Annotated in this window: 21 protein-coding genes and 1 tRNA gene; 11 read left to right on the top strand and 11 right to left on the bottom strand. The window is 62.4% G+C overall.

What is annotated here, in order from left to right:
• Positions 1-6 precede the first annotated feature (6 nt).
• The 4 genes from CCOS864_RS06455 (at position 7) to CCOS864_RS06440 (ending at position 4056) form a co-directional block, all read left to right on the top strand.
• Positions 7-987, top strand: coding sequence for a Bug family tripartite tricarboxylate transporter substrate binding protein (locus CCOS864_RS06455; protein ID WP_115085558.1), 981 nt, complete (start codon positions 7-9; stop codon positions 985-987).
• 70 nt (positions 988-1057) lie between these two features.
• On the top strand, positions 1058-1516 hold the full coding sequence (locus CCOS864_RS06450) for a tripartite tricarboxylate transporter TctB family protein (RefSeq protein ID WP_115085557.1): 459 nt from the start codon (positions 1058-1060) through the stop codon (positions 1514-1516).
• Position 1517: 1 nt separating this feature from the next.
• Positions 1518-3032 (top strand): tripartite tricarboxylate transporter permease, encoded by a 1515-nt coding sequence (locus tag CCOS864_RS06445; protein WP_115085556.1) that lies wholly within the window; start codon positions 1518-1520, stop codon positions 3030-3032.
• The gene (locus CCOS864_RS06440; RefSeq protein ID WP_115085555.1) at positions 3025-4056 is read left to right on the top strand and encodes an AbrB family transcriptional regulator; all 1032 of its coding nucleotides are present in this window, start codon (positions 3025-3027) and stop codon (positions 4054-4056) included. Before CCOS864_RS06445 ends, CCOS864_RS06440 begins: the two co-directional genes overlap by 8 nt.
• Positions 4057-4101: 45 nt before the next feature.
• Here the strand turns inward: CCOS864_RS06440 and CCOS864_RS06435 are convergent, their stop codons facing one another.
• The 4 genes from CCOS864_RS06435 to ung all read right to left on the bottom strand — a co-directional run bounded on the left by CCOS864_RS06435 (position 4102) and on the right by ung (position 11426).
• The gene (locus CCOS864_RS06435; RefSeq protein ID WP_115085554.1) at positions 4102-6366 is read right to left on the bottom strand and encodes an autotransporter outer membrane beta-barrel domain-containing protein; all 2265 of its coding nucleotides are present in this window, start codon (positions 6364-6366) and stop codon (positions 4102-4104) included.
• Between the two features lie 221 nt (positions 6367-6587).
• The gene (locus CCOS864_RS06430; protein ID WP_115085553.1) at positions 6588-8483 is read right to left on the bottom strand and encodes a hypothetical protein; all 1896 of its coding nucleotides are present in this window, start codon (positions 8481-8483) and stop codon (positions 6588-6590) included.
• A 187-nt stretch (positions 8484-8670) separates the two neighbouring features.
• Positions 8671-10605 carry a hypothetical protein gene (locus tag CCOS864_RS06425; RefSeq protein ID WP_115085552.1) on the bottom strand — a complete coding sequence of 645 codons (1935 nt, stop codon included), beginning with the start codon at positions 10603-10605 and terminating at the stop codon, positions 8671-8673.
• A 128-nt stretch (positions 10606-10733) separates the two neighbouring features.
• Positions 10734-11426, bottom strand: coding sequence for a uracil-DNA glycosylase (ung, locus tag CCOS864_RS06420; RefSeq protein WP_115085551.1), 693 nt, complete (start codon positions 11424-11426; stop codon positions 10734-10736).
• A gap of 126 nt (positions 11427-11552) precedes the next feature.
• On the opposite strand from ung, the gene CCOS864_RS06415 reads away from it, so the two are divergent.
• Positions 11553-12662 carry an enoyl-CoA hydratase/isomerase family protein gene (locus CCOS864_RS06415; RefSeq protein ID WP_115085550.1) on the top strand — a complete coding sequence of 370 codons (1110 nt, stop codon included), beginning with the start codon at positions 11553-11555 and terminating at the stop codon, positions 12660-12662.
• Between the two features lie 8 nt (positions 12663-12670).
• On the opposite strand, the gene CCOS864_RS06410 is transcribed toward CCOS864_RS06415, so the two are convergent.
• The gene (locus CCOS864_RS06410) at positions 12671-13048 is read right to left on the bottom strand and encodes a hypothetical protein (protein ID WP_115085549.1); all 378 of its coding nucleotides are present in this window, start codon (positions 13046-13048) and stop codon (positions 12671-12673) included.
• 213 nt (positions 13049-13261) lie between these two features.
• On the opposite strand from CCOS864_RS06410, the gene CCOS864_RS06405 reads away from it, so the two are divergent.
• The 5 genes from CCOS864_RS06405 (at position 13262) to CCOS864_RS06385 (ending at position 17125) form a co-directional block, all read left to right on the top strand.
• On the top strand, positions 13262-14752 hold the full coding sequence (locus CCOS864_RS06405; RefSeq protein WP_115085702.1) for a sensor domain-containing diguanylate cyclase: 1491 nt from the start codon (positions 13262-13264) through the stop codon (positions 14750-14752).
• The gene (locus tag CCOS864_RS06400) at positions 14749-14970 is read left to right on the top strand and encodes a cysteine-rich CWC family protein (RefSeq protein ID WP_115085548.1); all 222 of its coding nucleotides are present in this window, start codon (positions 14749-14751) and stop codon (positions 14968-14970) included. The genes CCOS864_RS06405 and CCOS864_RS06400 overlap by 4 nt, the downstream gene beginning before the upstream one ends.
• 27 nt (positions 14971-14997) lie before the next feature.
• Positions 14998-15690, top strand: coding sequence for a pseudouridine synthase (locus CCOS864_RS06395; protein ID WP_115085547.1), 693 nt, complete (start codon positions 14998-15000; stop codon positions 15688-15690).
• A 319-nt stretch (positions 15691-16009) separates the two neighbouring features.
• The gene (locus CCOS864_RS06390; protein ID WP_115085546.1) at positions 16010-16894 is read left to right on the top strand and encodes an alpha/beta fold hydrolase; all 885 of its coding nucleotides are present in this window, start codon (positions 16010-16012) and stop codon (positions 16892-16894) included.
• A 157-nt stretch (positions 16895-17051) separates the two neighbouring features.
• Positions 17052-17125, top strand: a tRNA-Gly gene (locus CCOS864_RS06385).
• A gap of 58 nt (positions 17126-17183) precedes the next feature.
• Here the strand turns inward: CCOS864_RS06385 and CCOS864_RS06380 are convergent.
• Positions 17184-17591, bottom strand: a complete 408-nt coding sequence (locus CCOS864_RS06380) for a DUF2388 domain-containing protein (protein ID WP_233673913.1) — start codon at positions 17589-17591, stop codon at positions 17184-17186.
• 148 nt (positions 17592-17739) lie between these two features.
• Here CCOS864_RS06380 and CCOS864_RS06375 point away from each other — a divergent pair, with 148 nt between their 5' ends.
• Positions 17740-19482 (top strand): SulP family inorganic anion transporter, encoded by a 1743-nt coding sequence (locus tag CCOS864_RS06375; protein ID WP_115085545.1) that lies wholly within the window; start codon positions 17740-17742, stop codon positions 19480-19482.
• Between the two features lie 27 nt (positions 19483-19509).
• Here the strand turns inward: CCOS864_RS06375 and fes are convergent, their stop codons facing one another.
• The 5 genes from fes to CCOS864_RS06350 form a co-directional block, all read right to left on the bottom strand.
• On the bottom strand, positions 19510-21105 hold the full coding sequence (fes, locus tag CCOS864_RS06370; RefSeq protein ID WP_233673912.1) for an enterochelin esterase: 1596 nt from the start codon (positions 21103-21105) through the stop codon (positions 19510-19512).
• A gap of 7 nt (positions 21106-21112) precedes the next feature.
• On the bottom strand, positions 21113-23527 hold the full coding sequence (locus tag CCOS864_RS06365) for a TonB-dependent receptor (RefSeq protein ID WP_115085544.1): 2415 nt from the start codon (positions 23525-23527) through the stop codon (positions 21113-21115).
• A 69-nt stretch (positions 23528-23596) separates the two neighbouring features.
• The gene (locus CCOS864_RS06360; RefSeq protein ID WP_115085543.1) at positions 23597-24565 is read right to left on the bottom strand and encodes a FecR family protein; all 969 of its coding nucleotides are present in this window, start codon (positions 24563-24565) and stop codon (positions 23597-23599) included.
• Positions 24558-25097, bottom strand: coding sequence for an RNA polymerase sigma factor (locus tag CCOS864_RS06355; RefSeq protein WP_115085542.1), 540 nt, complete (start codon positions 25095-25097; stop codon positions 24558-24560). Before CCOS864_RS06355 ends, CCOS864_RS06360 begins: the two co-directional genes overlap by 8 nt.
• 77 nt (positions 25098-25174) lie before the next feature.
• Positions 25175-25813 carry a LysE family translocator gene (locus CCOS864_RS06350; RefSeq protein ID WP_115085541.1) on the bottom strand — a complete coding sequence of 213 codons (639 nt, stop codon included), beginning with the start codon at positions 25811-25813 and terminating at the stop codon, positions 25175-25177.
• Positions 25814-25870: the final 57 nt, after the last annotated feature.

Genomic DNA, 25870 nt, shown 5'->3' with positions numbered 1-25870 from the left:
TAGACGATGACTTTTTCACTGCGCCGTATTGCCCTCGCCACCGGTTGCCTGCTGCTTGCCGGTAACGTCCTGGCCGCGGAACCGAAACGCCCCGAATGCATCGCCCCGGCCTCGCCCGGCGGTGGCTTCGACCTGACCTGCAAGCTGGTGCAAAGCGCCCTGGTCAACGAGAAGATCCTCAGCAAGCCGATGCGCGTCACCTACATGCCTGGCGGTGTCGGCGCGGTGGCCTACAACGCCGTGGTCGCCCAGCGCCCGGCCGATGCTGGCACCCTGGTAGCCTGGTCCAGCGGCTCGCTGCTGAACCTGGCCCAGGGCAAGTTCGGCCGTTTCGACGAGAATGCCGTGCGCTGGCTGGCGGCGGTGGGTACCAGCTACGGTGCCATTGCGGTGAAAAACGATTCGCCCTACAAGACCCTCGACGATCTGGTCGCGGCATTGAAGAAAGATCCGAGCAAGGTGGTGATCGGCTCCGGCGGTACCGTTGGCAGCCAGGACTGGATGCAAACCGCGCTGATCGCCAAGGCCGCCGGGATCAACCCGCGCGACCTGCGCTACGTCGCCCTGGAAGGCGGCGGCGAAATCGCCACGGCACTGCTCGGCGGGCATATCCAGGTCGGCAGTACCGACATCTCCGACTCCATGCCGCACATCCAGAGCGGTGATATGCGCCTGCTCGCGGTGTTTGCCGAAACCCGCCTGGACGAGCCGGAAATGAAGAACATCCCCACGGCCAAGGAACAAGGCTATGACATCGTCTGGCCGGTGGTGCGCGGTTTCTACCTCGGGCCAAAAGTGACCGATGAAGAGTACGACTGGTGGAAGGCCTCGTTCGACAAGCTGTTGGCCTCGGAAGAGTTCGCCAAGCTGCGCGACCAGCGCGAGCTGTTCCCCTTCGCCATGACCGGTGCCGAGCTGGACACCTACGTGAAGAAGCAGGTGGCTGACTACAAGGCCCTGGCCAAGGAATTTGGCTTGATTCAGTAAGCCTCTCCCTTTTCGAACGCATCGCGGGGCAAGCCCGCTCCCACTTGCCCCGCGAAAAGAGGATTCCGCAATGATCCTGCAACGCCTGTTCGCCCTGTTTTTGCTGGCGGTGTGCACCGCCCTGGCCGTAATGGCCTGGCCCTACCAGGCAGCCTTTTCCTACGAACCGGTCGGCCCTCGCGCCTACCCCTTGCTGATGCTGGGCCTGATGGCCGCAGGCTTGCTGTACCTGGCCTTTCGCCCCACGCCCATCGTGCACAAGGACGACGAACCGCAACTGGACCGCGAAACCCTGAACAAGATCGGCCTCTGCGTCGCCTTGCTACTGGTCTTCGCCGCCACCTTCGAGCCGCTGGGCTTCATTGTCAGCAGCATCCTCATCGGCGTGCCGATGGCGCGCCTGTATGGCGGGCGCTGGCTGCCCAGCGTGGTGATCATCGGCCTGATGAGCATCGCCCTGTACTGGCTGTTCGACCGCGTGATGGATGTGCCCCTGCCCCTCGGCCTGCTCGACGTTCTGGAGAACTGACATGGATACGCTTGGCTATCTCGGCCAGGGCTTCGGCGTCGCCCTGAGCCCTTACAACCTGGTTACCGCCCTTGCCGGCACGCTGATCGGCACCGTAGTCGGCCTGCTGCCGGGCCTGGGCCCGATCAACGGCGTAGCGCTGTTGATCCCGATTGCCTTTGCCCTGGGCCTGCCGCCGGAGTCGGCGCTGATCCTGTTGGCGGCGGTGTACCTGGGCTGCGAATACGGCGGGCGGATCAGCTCGATCCTGCTCAACATCCCCGGTGAAGCCTCGACGGTCATGACCACCCTCGACGGCTACCCCATGGCCCGCCAGGGCTTGGCCGGGGTGGCGCTGTCGCTGTCGGCCTGGAGCTCGTTCATCGGCGCCTTTATCGCGACCTGCGGCATGGTGCTGTTCGCGCCGCTGCTGGCGAAATGGGCGATCGCCTTCGGACCGGCGGAATACTTCGTACTGATGGTGTTTGCCATTGTCTGTCTCGGCGGCATGGCCGGTGACCGGCCACTGAAGACGTTCATTGCTGCACTGATCGGCCTGTTCCTCTCCAGTGTCGGCATCGATGCCAACAGCGGCGTCTACCGTTTTACCGGCGACAGCGTGCACCTGGCCGACGGCATTCAGTTCGTGGTGCTGGTGCTCGGCCTGTTCTCCATCAGCGAGATCCTCCTGCTGCTGGAAAAAACCCATCATGGCCACGAAGCAGTCAAGGCCACCGGGCGCATGCTGTTCAACTTCAAGGAAGCGGCGTCAGTGTTCGTGGTGAACATTCGCTGCGGCCTGCTCGGTTTCATCATGGGCGTGCTACCCGGCGCCGGCGCGACCCTGGCCAGTGCCGTGGCCTACATGACCGAGAAACGCATCGCCGGTGCCAGCGGCACTTTCGGCAAAGGTGACAAGCGCGGCCTGGCGGCGCCGGAAACCGCCATCGGTGCTTCCTGCTGCGGCGCCCTGGTGCCGATGCTGACCCTTGGCGTACCCGGCTCGGGCACCACGGCGGTGATGATCGGCGCCCTGACCCTGTACAACATCACGCCGGGCCCGATGCTGTTCGCCCAGCAACCGGACATCGTCTGGGGCCTGATCGCCTCGTTGTTCATCGCCAACATCATGCTGGTGATCCTCAACATCCCGATGATCCGCATCTTCACCCGCATCCTTGCCGTGCCGAACTGGGCGCTGGTGCCGGTGATCGCGATCATCACCGCGATCGGTGTGTACGCGGTGCATGCCACCACCTTCGACCTGTTCCTGATGATCGGCATCGGCATCTTCGGCTACATCCTGCGCAAGCTGGACTTCCCACTGTCGCCGATCCTCCTCGGGTTCATCCTCGGCGGGCTGATGGAGCAGAACCTGCGCCGCGCGCTGTCGATCTCCAACGGCGCTCTGGATATCCTCTGGTCGAGCCCGATCAGCATCAGCGTCTGGGCCCTGACCATCGCCATGATGCTCCTGCCGCTGCTGCGCATCTGGCGCAAGCGCAGCCTCCAGCGCCGTGCCCTGGCCGATGTCTGATGGGCGACTGAAACTGTACTGGGCCACCGGCCTGGTCGGCTTGGCTGGCGGTTACCTCGCCAGCCTGGTCGGCTGGCCACTGCCATGGATGGTCGGCTCGTTGCTGGCGATCATCCTGGTGCGTTGCCTGACGCCCTGGCAATTGAGCGAGATCCCCGGTGGGCGCAAATGCGGGCAGTGGATCATCGGCATCGGTATCGGCCTGCACTTCACCCCGGCGGTGGTCGAGCAGGTGGCGAGCAACTTCGGTTTGATTTTCTGCGGGGCACTGATCACCAGTGTCTCCAGTGTGGTCGGGGTGTGGTTGCTCAGGCGCACCGGGGAAGACCGCGCCACGGCGTTCTTTTCCAGCATGCCCGGTGGCTCCGGGGAGATGGTCAACCTCGGTGCCCGTAATGGCGCGGTACTCAGCCAGGTGGCGGCGGCGCAAAGCCTGCGGGTGCTGGCGGTGGTGCTGTGCGTGCCGGCGCTGTTCAAGTTCCTGCTCGGCAATGGCGTGCCGCTGACCCATACCGGCAGCGTCAACTGGGGCTGGCTGTTGTTGATCTGCCCACTGGGCGTGTTGCTGGCCCTGGGCTGGCAACGCCTCAAGCAACCCAATCCCTGGCTGTTCGGGCCGTTGCTGGTGGCGGCGGTGGCCAGTGTCAGTGCCAACCTGCAGGTTGCCCTGCCCGATGGCGCCAGCCAGATCGGCCAATGGCTGATCGGCAGCGGCCTGGGCTGCCACTTCAACCGCGCGTTCTTTCGCCGGGCGCCGTCGTTTCTCGGGCGCACCTTGATTGCCACGGCCTTGACCATGCTGATCGCCGGCCTCGCCGCGTGCGTGCTCAGCGTCATGACCAACCTCGACCTGCGCTCGCTGACCCTGGGCATGATGCCCGGTGGCATCGCCGAAATGAGCCTGACCGCCGAAACCCTGCAACTGTCGGTGCCACTGGTCACGGCGCTGCAGGTGATGCGCTTGCTGTTCGTGCTGTTTCTGGCCGAGCCATTGTTCAGGCATTGGGACAAACGCTGCGACTGAAGCAAAAAAAGAGGAAGCCAGGGCTTCCTCTGTTTCATTGCGCGCTTACCAGGTGAAGCGCACGCCGACGTTGGCACCGAACGGCTTCTCGATCTTGTCGCCGTTGCTGTAGTCGATATCGGCATGCAGCTGCAGGCGCTCGGACAGCGACACGGCGATACCGGCACCGACCTCGGCACGCGAGCCTGACAGGTCGTTGTTGAACACGTTGTCGTTGACCTTGACCTGGTTGTTCTTGGCGAACTCATGCACCGCCGCAGCGCGCAGGTATGGCTGGGCAAAGCGGCCCTCACCCAGATCAAAGTTGCGACCCACCGTGGCACCGGCCTTACCCAGCACCGAGGTGGTCCGGTCGCCTTCTGCCTTCAGGCCGCTGTCCAGGTCATAGGACGCGCCCTGGATGCTCACCGCCGACACCTGGGCGAAGGGTTCAACGAAGTAGCCGTCATCGAGCTTGATGTGACGGCCAAACTCAGCCGATGCACCCACACCGTTGGTCTTGTAGTTGCCCTTGGCCTGGCTACCGTCGCTCATGGCTACCTTGGACTTGTTGTCGAAGCGGTTGACCTTGGCCACGGCGTCGAAGTAGTAACCGCTGTCCTGATCCAGCCAGGTGGTGTAGGCACCGGCGTAGTAGCTGTCGACCGTACCGCTGGTACCGCGGCTCAGGTCCAGATCCGACTTGCTATGACCGGCCAGTACGCCGACCAGCCACTGGCTGTCGCCCAACTGCGCGTCGGCACCCAGGGTGAAGCCTTGCTGGGTCTGCTTGTAGGCGGTGCCAGACGACTCGGCAACGTTGTACTTGCTGCCATAGGCACGGCCCCAGGCGCCGCTTTTACCTTCGTTGTAGCGCAGCTCGCCCATGCGGGTGCGCAGCGACGACAGCTCGCCGTACCAGATGGTCGGGGCGGTGTTGAACAGCGCCAGCACCGAACGGGTACCGGGGCTGATGACCTTTTTCTCGGTGTCCAGGTGCCAGTCGTTGCCTTCCTTGGTCAGACCGTAGGAAAACGCACCCAGGTCTACAGGACCGTTCAACAGGCTGAACTCGGCATCGCCGCCACCGGTAGTGACCACGGTGATCCGCTCAACGGCGGCCGGGTCATGACCACTGGCACTGATGGCGAGGGTATGCTGACCATCGGCCTGACCGCTGACATTGAGCAGGTCAGCTTCGCCAGTGGCGAAGTCCGCCGACATATGAAAGGTACCGTTGCCAGACAACTCGCCCAGGTCCAGGCGATAAAACTGGCCTGGCTCGCCGAATTGCACATGACCGCCCTGCAGGCTCAACTGCTCAACCTGGCTGTCGCCAATCAGCGCCCAGGTGCTGTCGCCATTGAGCGCCAATGCGTCGACGTTTTCCAGGCGCCCCTTGAACAGCGATTGATCGTTCAGGCTCAGTTGCGCCGCGCCGCCCGCGGCGACGATCACATCACCTTCCAGGCTGGCGTTGCTCAAGTCCAGATTTGCAGTGCTGCCTTCACCGACCAGGATGTTACCGGCCAGGGTGCTGCGGCTGACCTGCATATCCGCCGAGCCGGCGTTCTTGAGCTCAAGCAAGTTGCCGTTGGCGCCTTCCAGGCTCGAACCATTGAGTACGTCGATACGGGCGGTGGTTGCAGAGTCCACCACCAGGGCCGCTCCAGTCCCCCCGATCACTTTGCTATTGTCCAGGAGCAACGTCGGGGCCTGGTCGTTGGCTTCAGAGCCATAGTATTCATGGGACAAGCGCACGCCGCTCTCGGCGCCTTCTATCACGCTGTTGTACGCCTGCGCCTGGCCGCCGATCATCAGCAGACCATCAGCCGTAGCGCCGCTCAGGCTCGAGTCCTTGAGCGACAGGCTGCTATAGGCGCTGAGCGTTGCACCGAATCGGCCACCGGTGATTTCGCTGCTCTGGACCTGGACCTCAGAACCGGTTGCCGAACCATCCAGTAATCGGCCAATCGTCAGGCCGCTGCCTTGAGCGCTGTCGATACGAGCGTTGGCGATGCGGGCGGTACCACTGACCAGGGCAACAGCATTGTTTGAGCCCCCGGCAGTGACCGTGCCACCGTCGATGTTCAACTGGCCCTTGCGCACTTGAATGTGCTCGGTACGGGAACCCTGGACATTCAGGGTGGCATTTTCCATTACGCGATAGTTGTAGGACGGCGTCCCCGAGGTAGCCGTAAAAGTCTGGTTGCTTTCGACAACCTTGGTGATAGCCAGGGCCTGAGCCGATACCATCACCAAGGGGGCGACAAAGGCTGCCTGCAAGGCGCAAGAAAGCGCCGAGGGTTTGAAGATGCTTGGCTTGGTCATGAAAATCTACTCCGCAGCATTGATACTATTCAGTTCCGGATTAAACAGAGCCAACTAGTTCAAGCCCCGTTTGTTCGGAGCGCAGAATAGAAACTTCTGACAGAATCTTATGTAGGAATATTCCTCATAAGAAGTAGGCGCAATCAACAGGCAGTGTCGCGCCCATATAGAAAAAATGAAGCCGAGCATTGCTCGGATTCATTCATTATCAAACACTCAGCTTATGGCCTTCCAGGGCAAAGCCCGGTCCCCTGTTCGCCAAAGTAATAGTAAGACTTCACTGGAGAACGGCCAATTGCCTGGCCACCACGTTCCTGAATCCAATACAGCTCGACAAAACCGCTGCGCAGCGGCTCCATGCAGGGAGCCCACGGAATCATGAGATTTACCCCAGTGTCAACTTCGTTTTGAGTGAGCACATCCCGTGGAAAAGATGAACGCGTTTCTTCGACAGGCACCGAACCGGTAAAACCTTCCAGGCCCAGCCAGTGCAAAGTAACGGTGTCGCCCACTTGAAGATTTTGAGCATCAAGAATCCTGGCATTAACACCTCGCCATGGAGAATCGGAACAACTGATACCCACTTGGTTACCAAGCAAATTCAACTCGGGCTCGTTGACCTCCGCCAATGGAATGGCACTGACATCCACCAATTGACTGCCCGACGCCTGGAAGTTGGTAGTGGTCGCATTGGCAAAGATCTTATAGAACAGCGGGATGTCCGTTCCATTGCCGACCGTGACAATATCGTCCCAGCTGATTTGCAACGGGATCGAGTCACCGGGATTGTCTGTACTCAGCACTGTGTATGTGGCCACCAACAGGTTTTCCGGGCCATAGTAAAGCCGAATAACCTCCCCCGTTTGCGCAGGATCATAAAGGGCAAAACTGACGTCGGCAGGCTGGCCTGCATCCTCTGGGCGCAGAAGATTCAGTTCACCCGTCGACGAGGTCAGGAGCGGAACATCCAGCTCCGGATTGACCGGGTCGGGCTCGCCCGGGTTAGGCGGCCCAATCAACTCCAGGTCAACTTCCACGTCCAGGACAGGAGAAAGGTAGGTTTTGCTGCGGATGACTTCATAGCGCACTTTGGCCGTATGCGCGGTCCCCTCGACCCCGTTGGAAATAGTCGCCCACGATGCAGTAAACGGCAAAGGCCAGTTAGGCGTTGGTGGCAGGATGGCTCGATTCACATAAATATCATTCCAGTACACACGTACTTCATCGCCCGCCAGGGCATTGGTATATTCATCCACCTCGATCAGCACGCCTTCACGTGCCTCGACAATATCAATGGGCGCTGCATCCACCCTGGGTGGTAGCAGGTCGATTGGCGTTGGCTCGAGGATTACGAATACTTGCTGACGGTGTGCCAGCTTGCTCGGATTGCCGGCCCGGTCTTCCAGTATATAGGTCACCTGCTTGGTACCCGGCCCAGCAAGGAGCAACTCTTCTGTTGTCAGCACTACATTGATGGGCCTTTCACTGACCAGCCCGCCCTTATTGGGTTGGGACTGCTCATCGCCAAAGAGGATTGCCCAATAGTCACCCACTTGCGGATCAAGGTAGTCTGGAATCTGCAACACTAACTGATTGTCGTGCGCTTCCAGATACTCAGGCGTCACCGTGGCCTCCGGCAGATCCGCCGGAAGAATGATTGCCGCTGGAAAAGCGCCAAGATTCGGATCTAGCCTGTCTACTGTTACCGTAAGATTTTGCGAAACCCCATCATTGGGATTTATGGAGTTGACTACATCAAAGTAGACGATTTTCTCACCGTGAGACTCAAGCACCGGGTCCTGTAGCGTCACGGGAATGGGAAACGAGACCACATGGGGCACCGGCAACTCAAAACTGTGAACGGGCCTCTCGTTAATGTAAACGGTCACCGTATCGATCGTGCTGGGTGGCCCGACTGTAGTGAAAGCCGGAATTTCCACCTTGAGCCCTTCGGGGATTTTCGGTGTACGCAGCAAATTAATCTGTCCCCCTTCAATATTTTGCTCTGTGTTAGTGGGAACAGGCGGATTGAACAAATTCCGAAAACGTCTAGGCTGCGGCGCTCGCGTCTTGGCTGTTGCGACCAGCACGCCGGTTGTCTTTTCAAACTTGGTCATCTTGGTATCTCCTGAAATATAAATAGATTTGGAACACCATCAGCACCACACCGTCGGCCCAGCCGCCACCCTGCCGTTCAACAGCCAAGTGGTAACAAAGCCAAACATTGTTCAAAGCAGAACGTCACCCTAAGTACGGATGCTCAGCACTTCACCGTGCGGAGCAAAACCTCATGCACGACACTGTTCAAGTTTCCGGATCACAGTACAAACCCGTGCTCAGATCGAGGACCGAGAGTCGCGCGCGCGCTAATCCAGAGTTGCCCGCACCGCTTCCGTCAGCCTTATCAAGTCGGTAACGGACATTCCCGCCGCCACGCCCGTCCTCCCGTGCTGCCAACTTGATCAACGGGTCGTAGGGCAGCACGGTAAAGATGTAACCCTGCTCGGACTCAAGATCCTCACGCGTCAGCACATGTTCGAAACTTGCCTGGGTCCCGGGAATAGGGTTATTACCTATCTGGCCGTAGTCGCCTTCCCAGTGCAGGGTAATTTTGTCATCTACCTGGAACTGTGGGTCTTTGGGAATTTCTACCCGCACGCCCAGCCACGGCTGGTTGCTGCAATTGATCCACTGGTTTCGATCGGCGTCTGGGAAAGTGGCCGGCGCCAGGCCTTCGATGACACGCACCTCGACACGCACGGGTGTTACGGGCGACCTTTGCCGGTTAACCCCGTTGAAGGTGGTGTACTGCATGGGGAGTGCCGGTGAATTGCCGACCCCATGGATAATCGTCCAAGGAACGCTCAGCACAATCAATTGCCCGCCGACATCCTCAGCCTTCACCTCGTAGCGATCTACCGCCTGCGGATGGCTCCCCCAGAACAATTCCAGCACCTGACCGGCTTGCGGGTTGTCGTACAGACGGATCTCGACGCGTGCGTCCTGCCCGGCATCGGCGCCTGTCAGTACATCGTCGGCGGTCATGCCCTTGACTACAGCCGGTAGCAACAAGGGGTTGACCGGATCCGGACCGGGAGGCGGACCGGCCACCGTCAGGTCGACGTCTACCCATAAGGTCGCGGAAGTGAGCAAAGCCCCGCCGCGTCGCCAGGTGTAGTGCACCCGATCAACAAAAGGTGCAGCAAAGCCTCCTGCCGCGAGGATTGCCCAACTGACCGGGGCCCTCAAAGGCCATTGCTGATCGTCTGACAGGGTTATCAAGCGAAGCGGCAGCCCACGCCAGTAGGCCTGAACCTGATCGCCTGCCTGTGCGTCGGTGATGGCGTCAATATGAACTTCGACGCCTGTCTGGGCGTCTTCCAGGTCGATCAGCCCATCAGCATCGAACCTGGGCACCCGAGGATCAGGCAAGGCTCCCGGCAACTCATCCAGCACCACCTCAAGCCGCTGGACCTCGGACTTTGGCCCGCGGTTACCGGTTCGATCTTCCAGGCGATAGTAGGCTTCATGTGGGCCTGAACCGCTCTCACGGACCAGCATCGCATCGTATTGCACAATGATCGGAGCGTTAACATCGGTAATGCGCAACTCACCAGCGTAGGGCAGTTCGAGGGATTGCTCATCCGTTTCAATGGCGGGCAACTTTTCCCAGTAATACATCAGCAGGTCGCCCACCCTGATATCTGGCCAAGGCTCGACCCGGGCATCGACTGAGTCGTGCCGGCTGAGGTAATCCTCGGTGACGCCGCTGATCAGGACTTCCTGATCAAATTGCAGGGGCCTACCTTCCTCGTCGCCATTTGGCGCCTGCTTGTCGATAAACAAGTGCGTTGCGTGCGAAAGGGACGGGTTCACCGTTACCGTAACGCGGTATTCGACCCGCGCAGGGCCCGGTGCCGCCATGTAGTCCGACGGCATCGTGCAGACCACTGGAATAACATCAGCCGGGATGACCGGTTGCGGGAAGGTGAATGTTTCAACCACATCCCCTCGCCAGAGAAACTCGACCTTGGTGTCAAAGTCCGGAGGCGCAGTATCGTAGTCCGCCCAGATCTCCTCGATCCTGATCTCCAGTGGACGTAACTGGTCTTCCTTGCGCACCAAATGCCCCAGTACGTCATCGTCCGTCAGTTCCATGGCGGCCGGAACGACCGGTGCGGCGTAACGCTCCCGGGGTTTTACCGGATCATCAGCAGTACCAGAATCATCCGAGCCCATTGCGACAGTTCCTTCCAGCGAAGAGGACCGTGGCAGCCAGCCTGTAGCTGACTGCCGTGGAAAACCTGGAAGTATTAGATGCCTATTTCAAATCGGCCGAAACTGACAAAAATGCTAGGTACCCAGCCTCAAACCGGCGGCAAACGCCAGTCGATCGGGCTCAACCCGCGCTGCTCGAGGAAGCGGTTGGCCTGGCTGAAATGCCCGCAACCGAGAAAGCCCCGGTAAGCCGACAGCGGCGACGGATGCACCGACTTGAGCACCAGGTGCTTGGTGGCATCGATCAACTTCTGCTTGCTCTGGGCATGGGCGCCCCAGAGCAGGAACACGCTGTTGGGCTGGTGTTCGCTGACCACTTCGATGATGCGGTCGGTGAAGAACTGCCAGCCCCTGTTGGCGTGGGACGCGGCATTGGCCCGCTCGACGGTCATGGTGGTGTTGAGCAGCAACACGCCCTGCTCGGCCCAGGACTGCAGGCAGCCGTGCTTGGGGATCTCGATGTTCAGGTCACGCTGCAACTCTTTGTAGATGTTCACCAGCGACGGCGGCGGCGCCACCCCCGGTTGCACCGAGAAGCACAGGCCATGGGCCTGGCCCGGGCCGTGGTACGGGTCCTGGCCGAGGATCACCACCTTGACCTGGTCCAGCGGGGTGGAGTTGAGGGCGTTGAAAATCAGCGGGCCCGGCGGGTAGATCTCTTTGCCGGCGGCGTGTTCCTCACGCAGGAATTCGCGCAGCTGGTGCATGTAGGGCTGGTCGAATTCGGCGCGCAGGGCCTCTTTCCAGCTCGGTTCAAGTTTGATGCGGTCGTCGTCAGTCATGGTCGGGTCCGTAAAACAATGGCGCGACACTAGGAAAGCTGCCCGCGCTTGTCAATCGATCCGACCGGCGACCGCCGAAATCGCCAGCAGCGGCCATACTTGTGCGGATCACTCGAGAGGTCGCCCATGGCTGCAGTACAGTGCGAAGAACTCACCGGCGTCGACGGCGCGCGCATCGGCGTCGCCACACTCAATGCGCCACAAACCCTCAATGCCTTGTCGCTGCCGATGATCGAGGTGCTCGACGAACAGCTCAAGGCCTGGGCCGATGACCCGGACATCGTCTGCGTGCTGCTGCGCGGCGAAGGCGCCAAGGCTTTTTGCGCCGGTGGCGAGGTGCGCAGCCTGGCCCAGGCCTGCCGTGACCATCCCGGCCGGGTGCCGCCCCTGGCGGCGCAGTTCTTTGCCGCCGAGTACCGCTTCGACTACCGCCTGCATACCTACCCCAAACCGCTGATCTGCTGGGGCCATGGCCATGTGCTGGGCGGCGGCATGGGCCTGTTGCAGGGCGCCAATGTGCGCGTGGTAACCCCAAGCAGCCGCCTGGCCATGCCGGAAATCAGCATCGGCCTGTACCCGGATGTCGGCGGCAGCTGGTTTTTGTCGCGACTGCCCGGCAAGCTGGGCTTGTTCCTCGGCCTGACCGGCGCGCCGATCAATGCCACCGATGCCCTCGACCTGGGCCTGGCGGACCGTCTGCTCGGCGAAAGCCAGCAGGAAGAACTGCTCGATGACCTGCTGCAGTTGAACTGGCAAGAGCAAACCGCCCTGCAGCTCAACAGCCTGCTCAAGGCCCAGCAGCATGGCGCCCAGACGGAACGCCCCGAAGCCCAGTGGCTGCCCAGGCGCCAACAGATCGACGCCCTGCTCGATGTCGCCGACCCGGTGTGCGCCTGGCGCGCCATCGCCCAGTTGCGCAACCACGCTGATCCACTGCTGGCCAAGGCCGCACAAACCATGCTCGAAGGCAGCCCGCTGACCGCTCATCTGGTCTGGCAGCAGATCCAGCGCGCCCGCCACCTGTCACTGGCGCAGGTGTTCCAGATGGAATACACCATGAGCCTCAATTGTTGCCAGCATCCGGAGTTCAGCGAAGGGGTACGCGCACGGCTGATCGACAAGGACCAGAAACCGCGTTGGCACTGGGCGGACATTGCCCAGGTGCCAACGGCGGTGGTCCAGGCGCATTTCAGCAAGGCTTGGGAAGGTCGTCACCCCTTGGCGGACCTCGCCTGAATGGCGCCTCAGCGGCGCCAGTTGCGATCCGGCCAGCCGTCACGGTTGCGATCGTGACGTGACGAGCCCTGACGATAGCGGTCATGGCCGCGGCCCGGGTAAGGCTTGTAGTAGTTATGCGGCGTTTCACGGTAGTAGCCGTGGGGCGCCGGACGATAGTAGTGCGGTGGCGGCGCGTAATAACGCGGGGGTGGCGCCACGTAGTAGCGCGGTTGCGGCGCTACGTAATAGCCGCGGCTGTAGGGGTAGGACGGTCGATAGTAACCCGGATAACCGTAGCGGTCGGCGGTGTAGATTTCAGTGCGGTAGTAACCGTTACCTCCGTAGGGGACACAAGCGGTTGTCAGCAAACCCAGCACTACAATCAGCAAAAGTCGGCGATACATGGCGGCCTCCTGGACCGCGAAACTGCCCATCCCAGCGGCGCTGGTCGGCGTCGATCGGCAAGCGTTCATCGACATTGAATAAGACTGCCAAAACCAGGTCCGGTGCCATTGCTGCAATAAATTGAAACAAGGCCGATACCCTTAAAAATCGTAAAGTTATTTTTCCGCCAGACCACTAGAATGAAGGCCAATGGCCCACAGACCGGGAATGTCATGCCGCCTCGTTCCGCCCTGTTTTCGCAGCGCTCGCTGATCCTGACATTACTGCTGTTGCTCGCCTGCGGCTTCCTGTCGACCTCCTTGCTCAGCTACTTCGCCTCACGCAGCTCGATCCGCGACAGCATCATCAACACCGAGCTGCCGCTGACCTCCGATACGGTCTATTCGGAAATCCAGAAGGACCTCGTGCGGCCGATCCTGATCTCGTCGATGATGGCCCACGACACCTTCCTGCGCGACTGGGCCCTGGGCGGCGAGCGCGACACCGCTCAGGTCACCCGCTACCTGGGCGAAATCATGCGCCAGTACCAGGCCTACACGGCGTTCTTCGTCTCCAGCAACACGGGTGTCTACTACCAGGCCAAAGGCGTACTGAAGAAGATCGACCCACAAGAACCGCGGGATGCCTGGTACCAGCGGGTGCTGAAAATGAACACGCCCTACGAGATCAACGTCGACCTCGACATGGCCAATCAGGACCGCCTCACGGTATTCATCAACTACCGGGTGTTCGATTACGACGGCAAGTTCATCGGCGTTGCCGGTATCGGCCTGACCGTCGAAGCGGTGATCCGCCTGATCGATGACTATCAGCAGCGCTACCAGCGCCAGGTGTTCTTCGTCGACCAGCAGGGGCTCATCGTGCTGACCGGCTCGAACGGCGGGCCCCATGGTGCCAGGACCGGGCAGTCGCTGGTCGAACTGGACGGGTTCGGGCAAATGCCCCAACCGGTCAGCGGCAGCCACGAGTACCGCAGCAGCGACGGCCACAGCCATTTCCTCAACGTGCGCCTGGTGCCGGAGCTGAACTGGTACCTGTTCGTCGACAAGCGCGAAGACGGCGCCATGGACGCCATTCGCCAGTCGCTGTACCTGAACCTGGCAATCTGCGCGATGATCACCCTGGTGGTGCTGTCGCTGCTCAATGCCATGGTCAAGCGCCATCAGGACAACATCGAGGCCCTGGCCACCCTCGACAGCCTCACCGGCCTGCCCAACCGCCGCGGTTTCGACCTGCTGGCCGCGCAAGCCCTGCAAGAAGCCCAGCGCGAACCCAAACCGCTGATCGCCCTGCTGATCGACCTCGACCACTTCAAGGCGCTCAACGACACTCACGGCCACCTGGCCGGCGACGAAGTGCTGCGCCAGTTCGCCCAGGTGCTGGAAGAGTGCCTGCGTCATGCTGATATCATCTGCCGCTGGGGTGGTGAGGAATTCATCGTGCTGCTCAAGGACACCGACAGCCACAGTGCACTGGCGGTGGCCGAGAAGATTCGCAGCAAGACCGAAGCACTGGCTTTTACCTATGCTGAGCAACCGATCCACCTGACCGCCAGCATCGGCTTGAGCAACCTGCAGGCCGACGACACCCTGCACAGCCTGATTGCCCGTGCCGATCACGCCCTTTACCGGGCCAAACAGAGTGGACGCAACCGCGTTTGCGCCGAGATGCCCCGATCCGACCATGAACAGCCTCGATCATGAATGACAGCCGCCTTTGCCCCGCCTGTGGCGCCAGCAACCGTTGCAGCCTGGCCGACCCGCGCACGGCCGCCCAGGCCTGCTGGTGCTATGGCGTGAGCATCGACCCCAAGGTCCTGGAGGCCCTGCCGCCCGAACTGCGCGACAAGGCCTGCCTGTGCCCGCGCTGCGCCGAGGTCGAGGCGCAATTGCAGGCAGCCAAGGCCTCGCCCGAAGGTTAAACTGTCGCGCCCTGCGCCTGGCTTTGTATGCGTCTCGATCGATTCCTCAGCAACCTGCCCTGCTTCAGCCGTCAGCAAGTCCGCCTGCTGCTGGTCGAGCGGCGCGTGCGCGTGGATGGCCAGTGCGTCAGCGATCCGCGCGTCGAGGTGCGCGAGTTCAGCCGCATCGAAGTCGACGAGCAACTGCTGCAGGCCGGGCGCCCGCTGCGCTACCTGATGCTGCACAAGCCCCAGGGTTGCGTCAGTGCCACCCAGGACCCGCAGCACCCCACAGTGATCGAGCTGATCGACCAGCCCGATACCCAGGACCTGCATATCGCCGGGCGCCTGGACTTCAACACCACCGGGCTGATGTTGCTGACCAACGACGGCCTGTGGTCGCGGCGCCTGACCCAGCCGCAGACCAAACTGCCCAAGGTCTACTACGTCGAGACCGAGCAGGAGATTGGCGAACACTACATCGACAAGTTCCGGCAGGGCTTCTACTTCGCCTTCGAAGACCTCACCACCCAGCCCGCCGAACTGACCCTGCTGGGCCCGCGCAGCGCCCGCCTGAGCATCGTTGAAGGGCGCTATCACCAGGTCAAGCGCATGTTCGGCTACTTCGACAACAAGGTCCTGCGCCTGCACCGCGAACGCATGGGCCCATTGCAGCTGGACCCGAACCTGCAACCGGGCCAGTACCGGGCGCTCTATCCGGAAGAAATCCAGGCGATCTGAGCCTGCGACCGCCTGGCGGAAAAATTTCACCAATTGCCCGAAAGGCACTTGCGGGTTGCCCAGGTGCCTGCTTGAATCCAATCGTCAGTCTGCATGTGACTCACCGGTCACAGTCGTAGTCCAAGACACCTTTTTGCTGGCGACCCGTGCCTCGAAGCATCGGCGTCCGGCAGATTGCCCTCCTAGAACAATACCGGTCGACCAGCGTGCCAACGGATCGACCAGGGCCCTCAGCTACTTCAAGGCGTATGCCTACCTGTCATAAAGAACGCGCATCCTTGCATGTGCGAACACCCTTTTTGCGCCAGGAGTCGACGACATGAGGCCAGAAATCGCTGTGCTTGATATACAAGGTCAGTATCGGGTTTACACGGAGTTCTATCGCGCAGACGCCGCTGAGAAGACGATCATCCTGATCAATGGCTCGCTGGCCACTACGGCCTCCTTTGCCCAGACGGTGCGCAACCTGCACCCGCAATTCAACGTGGTGCTCTATGACCAGCCCTACGCCGGCAAGTCCAAGCCACACAACCGCAACGAACATCTGCTGACCAAGGAAACCGAAGGGCAGATCCTCCTGGAGCTGATCGACCATTTTGGCGCCGATCACGTCATGTCCTTCTCCTGGGGCGGCGCCTGCACCCTGCTGGCCCTGGCGCACAAGCCACGGCGCATCGAAAAGGCCGTGGTCAGTTCGTTCTCGCCGGTGATCAACGAACCGATGCGCGACTACCTCGAACGCGGTTGCCAGTACCTGAGCGCCTGCGATCGCTACCGGGTCGGCAACCTGGTCAATGACACTATCGGCAAGCACCTGCCGTCGCTGTTCAAGCGCTTCAACTACCGGCACGTCAGCAGCCTGGACAACCACGAATACGCGCAGATGCACTTTCACATCAACCAGGTGCTCGACCACGACCTGGGCAACGCTCTGCGGGCGGCGCGGGTGATCGACATTCCGGTGCTGTTCATGAATGGCGAGTGGGACGAATACACCACCACCGAGGATGCCCGCCAGTTCGGTCAGCATGTGCGCAACAGCCACTTTCGCGAGATCCGCGCCACCGGCCATTTCCTCGACATGGAACACAAGGCCGCCTGCCGCGACACCCGTGAAGTGCTGCTGGGTTTCCTCAAGCCTGCGCTGAAAGAATCGCGTCCCCGTTACAGCTACACCCAGGAGCACCATGCACTGGCTATCTGAGCGACACGGTGACCGCTAGCGCAGCCTCCTGCATCAACGGCCCCAAAGGCCAGAAAGAAGATGCACGACCTTGCACTAGCGGCCACCGGCCGATGGCTCTGCAGCAACAAAGAGCTTCAAATCGCGGCGAAGTTCTGGTACAAAGTCAGCCCTGAAAGCGGGTGTCGTATAATGGCATTACTCCAGCTTCCCAAGCTGATAACGAGGGTTCGATTCCCTTCACCCGCTCCAGTTTCTTTCAGGTTTCAGCGCAGCTGAGGCCTTGGCCACCGCCCTGGTGGCTGTTTCGCTAAATCCCCTTCGCCTCAACTGCTGCCAGCACCAGTATTCCCTGGGCCAGCTCGCGGTCCGTTGCGCCTGCTCCACGCCCCTCGCTGCGCAACCAATTCAGCGCCGATTGCAGATAGACACCCCGGTAAGCCCCGTCACTGGCAATGAACGCCGCAGCATCGTCACGGGCTTGTGCAAGCACCCGCTTGCCATCGCTGCCGGAAGTCCCCTCGGAGGCCATGGTGGGCCCGAAGGTGGTTGCCCCGGTGAGCATGAAGGGCACGTACACCGTGGCCCCCAGGGTCAGCATGCCATCAACATTGCCAGTGCCATCGCCAAAGATGTCGCCCATGCCCTGGGCGGTGCAGCACCAGGCCAGGCTCAGCAGGATTGCGGGCTTTTTCCAGCTATTGATCGTGCGTTCCATCGGCTTCCATTCAATGTCCCTGTAATCGGCCGGCATTCTCCACGGCTTGAACCAGACTTAACAGCGGTGTTTTTGATTTGACGCCCTGCCCAGGCACTACGCACTGCGCTTTAATAGCCCACCGCGAAACACTCGAAAGGATCCGTGCATGTTTCTCTCCCGCTGGCTGCCAGGCCTGGCCAATCTGTTGCAATACCGCCGCGAATGGTTTCGCCATGACCTGCAGGCCGGTTTGTCGGTGGCGGCGATCCAGATTCCTATCGCCATTGCCTATGCGCAGATCGTCGGGCTGCCGCCGCAGTACGGCTTGTATGCGTGCATCCTGCCGATGATGGTCTATGCCCTGATCGGCAGTTCGCGGCAGTTGATGGTCGGCCCGGATGCCGCCACCTGCGCCATGGTCGCCGGGGCCATTGCACCGTTGGCCATGGGCGACCCGGCGCGGCTGGCGCAGTTGTCGGTGATTGTCACCATCCTGGTCGGTTTGATGCTGATCGGTGCCGGGCTGGCGCGGGCCGGGTTTATTGCCAGTTTTTTCTCGCGGCCCATTCTCATCGGCTACCTCAACGGTATTGGCCTGAGCCTGCTGGCCGGGCAACTGGGCAAGGTGGTGGGATTCCAGATCGAAGGCAACGGCTTCATCCTCAGCCTGATCAACCTGCTGCAGCGCCTGGAAGAAATCCACTGGCTGACCCTGGTGATCGGCGTCGCCGGGCTGGGTTTGCTGATCTGGCTGCCGCGCCGCTACCCGCGCCTGCCGGCGGCGCTGGTGACCGTGGCAGTGGCAACCCTGGTGGTCGGGCTGTTTGGCCTCGACCGCTTCGGCGTGGCGATTCTCGGCCCGGTGCCGGCCGGCATGCCGGAACTGGCCTGGCCGCAAACCAATCTGGAAGAGATGAAAAGCCTGCTGCGCGATGCCCTGGGTATCGCCACCGTGAGCTTTTGCAGCGCCATGCTCACTGCCCGCAGCTTTGCTGCCCGCCATGGATATGCGATCAACGCCAACCATGAATTCCTGGCGCTCGGGGTAACCAACATTGCCGCCGGGGTTTCCCAGGGCTTTGCCATCAGCGGTGCCGACTCACGCACCGCGGTCAACGACATGGTCGGTGGTAAAAGCCAGCTGGTGGGGATTATCGCCGCCCTGGTCATCGCCCTGATCCTGCTCGCCTTCACCACGCCCATGGCCTGGATTCCCCAGGCCGCCCTCGGCGCGGTGCTGCTGATGGCCGGCTGGGGCCTGATCGATGTGCAGTCGCTGAAGAAAATCTACAGCCTCAGCCGCTTCGAGTTCTGGTTGTGCGTGCTGACCACCGTCGGCGTGCTCGGGGTCGGCGTGCTGCCGGGCATCATCATCGCCGTGACCCTGGCGATCCTGCGCCTGCTCTACAGCATCTATCAGCCCACCGATGCAGTACTCGGCTGGGTACCGGGCATCGAAGGCCAGGTCGACATCCGCCGCCACCAGGATGCGCGCACGGTGCAGGGGCTGGTGGTGTATCGCTTTGACGATGCGATCCTGTTCTTCAATGCCGACTACTTCAAGATGCGTTTGCTTGAGGCGGTGCAGCGCGAAGAGCAGCCGCGCGCGGTGCTGTTCGATGCCGAGGCGGTCAGCTCGATCGATGTCAGCGGCATCGCTGCCCTGCGCGAGGTGCGCGATACCTTGAAAGCCCGCGGCATCTACTTCGGCATCGCCCGGGCGCGCGGGCGCTTCTTGCGCATGCTGGTGCGCTCGGGGATCGCGCGGGAGATGGAGAACGGCTTGCTGTTTGGCTCGGTGCGCTCGGGGATCAGGGCGTATCGGTTATGGCGTAACCGCAGTCGCAGGGCAACGGTGCCGGGGATGGAAACGGCATCGCGGGGCAAGCCCGCTCCTACAGATGGGTAGGAGCGGGCTTGCCCCGCGATCGAGCCATTACCGGAGCTGACAGGCCTCGGGCGCTTGCGCAGCCTTGCCGATCAAGCTGATCAAGCCACACGGCAGGCTGCCCCGCCACTGCAAATAATCATGCCCGGCCGGGTACTCGACCTGCTCCACTGCATAGCCTTTGGCCAACAGCACATCACGCAGATGGCGGTTGGTGTCGAGGATTTTCGGTCCTTCGAACAGGCCCGACTGCAGGTAGAAGCGCAGCGGTTGCTTAGGCGACTTGACGTATTCGCGGGTGAGCCAGCCCGGCTCCTCGCCCTCATGCCCCCACCAGTAGGAACCGGACATGCTCAACACATTGCCGAACAGTTCCGGGTGCTTCAGTCCCATATAGGCCGAAGCCAGGCCGCCGTAGCTGGAACCGGCGACCACGGTGCGCGCTGCCGACGCCGCCAGGCCTTGCTGGCGCGCCCAGGGCATCAGCTCTTCCGCCATGAAGCGGGCGAACTGCGGGTTGGGCGGCAACTCCTGCTGGCGGCTGAGGTCGCTGGGGTTGGCGATGATCAACGCCGCGGTGGGTGGGATCAGACCCTCGGCGATCAGGTTGTCGAGAATCGTCGGCGTCGGCACCTGGCGGGTATAGGCATGGGCATCGAACAGCACCAGCAAGCCCTGCCCCTTCGCGCCAGCCTGCCACTGCGCCGGCCGGTACAGGTACACGTCACGCTCGTTGCCCAGCAGTTTGCTGCTCAGCACCTTGCGCTCCAGGGTGCCACGGGCAATGCCCGGGCGTTCGGCGACCCAGGGCTGCGCGGGCGCTGCAGGCAGTTCCAGGCGCGAGCGCGACAGGAACGGATCACCGCTGCCATCAGCAAAGCGGTTCGGGTTGAGCGGATCACGCTGGGTGCTGGCGAGGATCATTCGACGATCATCGGACGCCGGGACGTCCGGGGCCATCTGGTAGCTCAGGCGTGCAGACGCAGGCAGCAGATAGCTGCGAAACCACACGTCACTGTCGCCAAGACGTTGCAGCTCATCGTGATTACCCGAGGGCGCGCCGAACACCCGCACGTTGTTCCGCGCACCGCGCCAGAGGAAGGTCACCAAGGACAAGCCAGGCTTGCCCTCCACCGCTTCGACCATCGGCGCGCCCTGTTGCTGACGATCCTTCCAGAAGGTTTCGGTGCTCGCCCCCTGGGCCAGCTGTTGCTGCAACGCCCGCAGGGTCGGGCTCTGCAACGGGGCAGCCGTGCGCTTCTGCGCGCTGGCTGAAATCACCGGCTTCAGGCTTAACGCGTAGGTGGCTTGCGGCCGGGTGGCCAGCGCCTCGGCACGCAGGCCGTAGGCGCCATCGCGATCGGCGATGAAGATGAACTCGCGCGGCTGGTCCCGGCCATCGATCAGCAGCCGCACAGGTTGGCCCTGGGCATCGAGCAAACGCAGGCTGACATCGCCCTGCAGCCGCCCCTGGACCAGATCGCCGGTCTTGAGCTGCACGGTCCAGATTGGTTGTTGCGCCTGGGCAAAGCTGGCGCTGACAGTTTGCCCCGGGTGCAGGATATTGTCGGTTTCCGCCATCGCGTTGCCACTCACGCACAGGGCCAGCGCCAGGGCGCAGCTCCATTGATTGAACGTCTGCATGTTCACCTCAGAAGTCGATGCTGGCGGAGAGTTTCAGCGTGCGTGGCTCGCTGACCGTGGCATAGCCGTCGTTGAACACCCCGGCCCAGTAGGCGCGGTTCTCGACGTTCTCCAGGCTGGCGCGCAGTACCACGTCCTTGCTGAGGATGCGCGTGCTGTAGCGGCCGCCGAGGTCGTAGCGGGTCCACTGCGGGATTTTCAGGTCGTTGGCGCTATCGAGGTACTGCGAGCTGCTGTGGATGCCCAGCGCGGTCAGGGTCAGGCCCTCGACCCAGGGGGTGTCCCACTCGGCGCCGAGGTTGGCCGACCAGGCCGGCACACCACGGGCGGTGTTGCCATCGAAAGTGCCGCCAGCGGTGCGGGTCAGTTCGGCACGGGTGTAAGTGACACCGCCGAGCAGGCGCACGCTCGGGGTCAGCGAGCCGAACAGGTTCCATTCGACGCCACGGTTACGCTGCTCGCCATCGTCGGTGTAGCGATTGCTGGCGCGGTCGAGGAGCATGCTCGGCTTCTCGATCTGGAACACGCTGAGGGTGTGGGTGAAGTCGCCCAGGTCCCACTTGACCCCGGCCTCCATCTGCTTGGCCTTGTACGGGGCGAACTGCTCGCCGTAGTTGGCGGCGGCCAAGTCGGTGACCATGCCGCCCTGGGTCAAGCCTTCGATGTAGTTGGCGTACAGCGACACCGGCGCGTCCCAGGGCTTGAGCACCAGGCCCAGGGCCGGGGTCAGGGCGCGCTCGTCGTAGGCCGGCTTGCTCATCTTCTGCCGCACCCGTTGCGAGCGCACGCCGAGGGTCAGCAGCACTCTGTCGTCGATAAAGCCCAGGGTATCGGCGACGGCGAAGCTGGACAGGGTGTTGTCGCCAGTCTTGTCGCTGGAACCGATGTCGCCGGCAATGATCGGCTTGCCCGGATGGTAGATGTTGGTCAGGTACTTCTTGCTGGTCACGGTGGCGGCGCGGCCGATGTCCTGGTGCAGCAGGGTGGTACTCAGCACGAGTTGATGGTTCACCGGGCCGGTGACGAAGTTGCCACGCACCCCGGCCTCGGTGGACAGGCTATGGGTGTAGCCGGCCTGGTTGTAGGTCTCGCCGCTGGCATCGCCGTTGGCGCCGGTGACGATCACCCGGGTGCCATTGAGAAAGCCTTTGTAGCGGGTGCGGGCGCTGCCGACGCTGGCGTAGGCGCTCCAGTCATCGTTGAGGTCGTATTCGCCGCGCAGCACCACGGCCTTGCTGATCTGCTTGGCCGAGATGCCGTCGAGGATGTTGGTATCCGGTTTCGGCGCCTTGGTGACGTAGCCCAGTTTGCTGAAGCCGGCCATCATCGGGCTGCCGTCCTCAAGTTTTTCGTGGCTCTCGTAGGCATCCAGTTCGAGCTTCCAGCCATCGCCACGGTAGTCCATGCCCAGCGATGCCAGGGTGCGGTCCTTGGACTGCTGGTCGACACCGGTTTCGCCGCTGCCATAGACACCGTTGAAGCGAATGCCGAAGCGCTGCTCGTCACCCAGGCGACGGCTCAGATCGATGTGTTCAGCAACATAACCGTCAGACACGTAGCTGCTGGTCAAACGGGTCAGCGGCGCTTCGCCGGCGCGCTTGGGCACCAGGTTGATCACCCCGCCGACACCGCCGTTGGGCGCCATGCCGTTGAGCAAGGCACCGGGCCCCTTGAGCACTTCAACCCGCTCAAGGAACTCGGTCGGCACGTGGCCATCCGGGGCCAGGCCGTACAGACCATTTAGCGCAAGCTCGGTGGAGTCGAGGGAGTAGCCACGGATCATGAAGTTTTCGTAGGCGTGGCCTTCGCCCGTGCTGAAGCGGATCGACGGATCGTTGCGCAGCACCGCGCCAACCGTGCCGCTTTGCTGGTTTTCCATGTGCTGGGCGGTGTAGGACGTGACGTTGAAGGGCGTCTCCATCACATCGCGATTACCCAGCATGCCCAGCCGTGCGCCGCGAGCAACCTGGCCACCGCTGTAGGCCTCGGGTACGCTGCTGGGGTTGCTGTTGGCGTTGATGTTCAGCTCGCCCAGGGTCAGGGCGCCGTCGCTGTTCAGGCTGCGCAGGATGATCACCCCGTTCTCTTCGCTGGCCACCAGGCCGCTGTTGGCCAGCAAGCGCTGCAAGGCCTGCTGCAAGGTGAACCGGCCCTGCAATGCCGGGGCGCTGCGGCCGGCCAGCAACTGGCTGTCGGCGGCGATGGCGACCCCGGCTTCGCGGGCCAGGGCATGCACCGCGGCTTCCAGGGACTGGCCCGGCAGGTTCAGGCTCAAGGCCTGAGCATCGGCGGCCAGGGCGGCGGCGTTGACCGCGCTCAACGGCAACAGGCTGGCGCTACCCAGGGCACAGGCCAGCGCCAGCCGACGCAGGGTACCGGGGAAAGCCACAGGGTGTGCCGGGCGGGCATGGGGAAGCGACATGATCTGTCCTTGCAGAGGTGGGTTCAGCGATGAAGACGGGCCACCTCGCCATTACCCCTCAAAACTTTTTCAGCGCCGTTGCAGGGTGCGTTGCTGTCCATGCTGAACCAGGCTCACCGGGAGGATTTTCGGTAGCGTCTGCAGGAGCATTTCCGGTTGGTCGCTAGGGAAGCTGCCGGTCAGGTGCAGTTGGGCGGCATCAGCGGCCAGCGTCACCGGTTGCAGGGCATAGGCGTTGAGCTCGGCGATCACCTCGACCAGCGGCGCATCGGTGAACGACCACCAGCCACGCTGCCAATGCTGCAGACTCGCCGTGGCATGCGGATCAGCCCTGAGCGGCAGCAAACGGCCTTGCGCATCGAGGCTGATGCGCTCACCGGCCTGCAGTACCTGCGAACCTTCACGCAGGCCTCGCACCTCGACCCGTCCACGGGCCACGGCAATCTGAATCTCACCGCCGCGGTCGCTGACACTGAACGCCGTGCCCAGCACCTGAACCTCGCCCAGCCGGGTGCTGATTAGAAACGGCCGCAAGCGCTCGCGCGCCACATCGAAATAGACATTGCCATGCAGCAAGCGCACCTGGCGCACGCCGTTGCTGTACTCGATGCGCAGGCTGGATTCGGCGGCCAGCAGCAACTGGCTGCCATCGGGCAAGATCTCGCGGCGTGGCGGTTCGGCATGCACGGTTTGCAGCAGGCGATCGAACTGCGGCGTACGCCGCCACAGCCAGCCCAGCCAACTGGCCCCCGCCACCGCCACCAGCAAGCCACCGCCCTGGCGCAGCAGACGCCGACGGCTGATATTGAGCGGTTCCGGGGCCACTGCCGTACGCAGTTGCGGGGTCAGTCGATGCACCAGTTGCCAGCGTTGTTCAGCCTCTTGCCAGGCCCGTTCGTGCTCGCTGCTTTTGCCGCGCCAGCGTTCCAGCTGACCGCGCGCCTGCTGCACCCGTTCGGGGTCGTCGCTGTTCAGCGCGGCGAGGTAGGTCAGGGCCTGCTGCACCTTGCGCGTGGAGACCGGCGAAGACTCAGGCATGCCGCGCCGCCAGGCTCAGCTCGGACAAATCGAACACCGCACGGGCGATGTGCAGCTCCACAGCCTTGGCCGACAGTTCAAGCTCGGCACACACCTGGCGATGGGGCTGGCCGTGCAGGCGCACACGAACGAACACCTCGCGGCGCAGGCGCGGCATGCGCTCGATACGCTCGATCAACTGCTGCAACTGCTCGCGGGCGATGATGATCTCTTCAACGCTCGGGCTCAGCACATCAGCCCGGGTCAGCCAGTCTTCCAGCGCCGCCAATTCGTTGCTGCGCCGTCGGTATTGATCGATGCACAGGTTGCGCGCGGCCTGGAACAGCAAGGCCCGGGCGTTGACCACTGGGGCATTCAAGGCGTGGGCATAGGCCTGGGCAAAGCTCGACTGGGCAATGTCGGCCGCATCATCCGGATTGCGCAGGCGTCCACAGAGGTAGCGGCGCAAGTCGCTGTAGTTGGCCAGCAGATCGTCGGCGACCGCCTGCAAGGCCGGGGCAGCCGCGGTCCAGGGCGTAGAGAGCGAAGTCATGAAGGTCCGGCGTGCGAGAAGGACATGAATAGGAATTCATATCATTCTCACATACCTGTGTAGCCTTCTGCCAGCCCTCAGCTGTTGCGCGGCAACAGGCCTGGCAAGGCGTGCGCCAGGGCATTGACGGCAAAGCCGATGAACATCAGCCCGCAAGCGCGGGTGATCCACAGCTCGTAGCGGGTGTAGACAGTGCGCACGTGGCGGGCGCCGACCACGCCGATCAGGATGACGTAGGCCAGCAAGCCGCCGACAAAACTCAGGGCGATCAGCGCCGGCAGCATCGACCAGTCGAGCGCTTCGGCGCGACTCGAAAGCAAGGCAGTGAAAGTCGCCACCGCCACCGGGTAGGCCTTGGGGTTGGTCAGGCCAAACACCACGCCGTGCCAGAACGGCTTGCGCACCGGCCCCTGCTCACCCTCGCCATTGCCCGGACGGCTGCGCAAGGCCCGCATGCCCAGCCAGAACAGGTACAGGCCGCTGATCACACCGAGGATGTCGAACACCGAACTGCCGATTTGCCGGGCACCGACGATCGCCACCAGCGCGGTACTGCACCACAGCACATCGCCGAGCAAGTGCCCGCAAAGAAACCCCGCACCGGCACGGCGCCCGCGGGTGGCACCAATGCCGAGCACCGCCAGCACGCCGGGCCCCGGGGTAATACCGTAGATAAAACCGGAAGCGAGTACGGCGAGCAGCAGCGAAAAGGTCATCGGGGCAGTGTCCTGAAAGTCAGTGCAAGGCGCGAAGTCTACGGCAGCCGCCTGGCC

The sequence above is a fragment of the Pseudomonas wadenswilerensis genome (assembly GCF_900497695.1).
GTDB classification, from domain to species: Bacteria; Pseudomonadota; Gammaproteobacteria; order Pseudomonadales; family Pseudomonadaceae; genus Aquipseudomonas; species Aquipseudomonas wadenswilerensis.
This window is presented reverse-complemented; position numbering and strand designations above follow the sequence as displayed.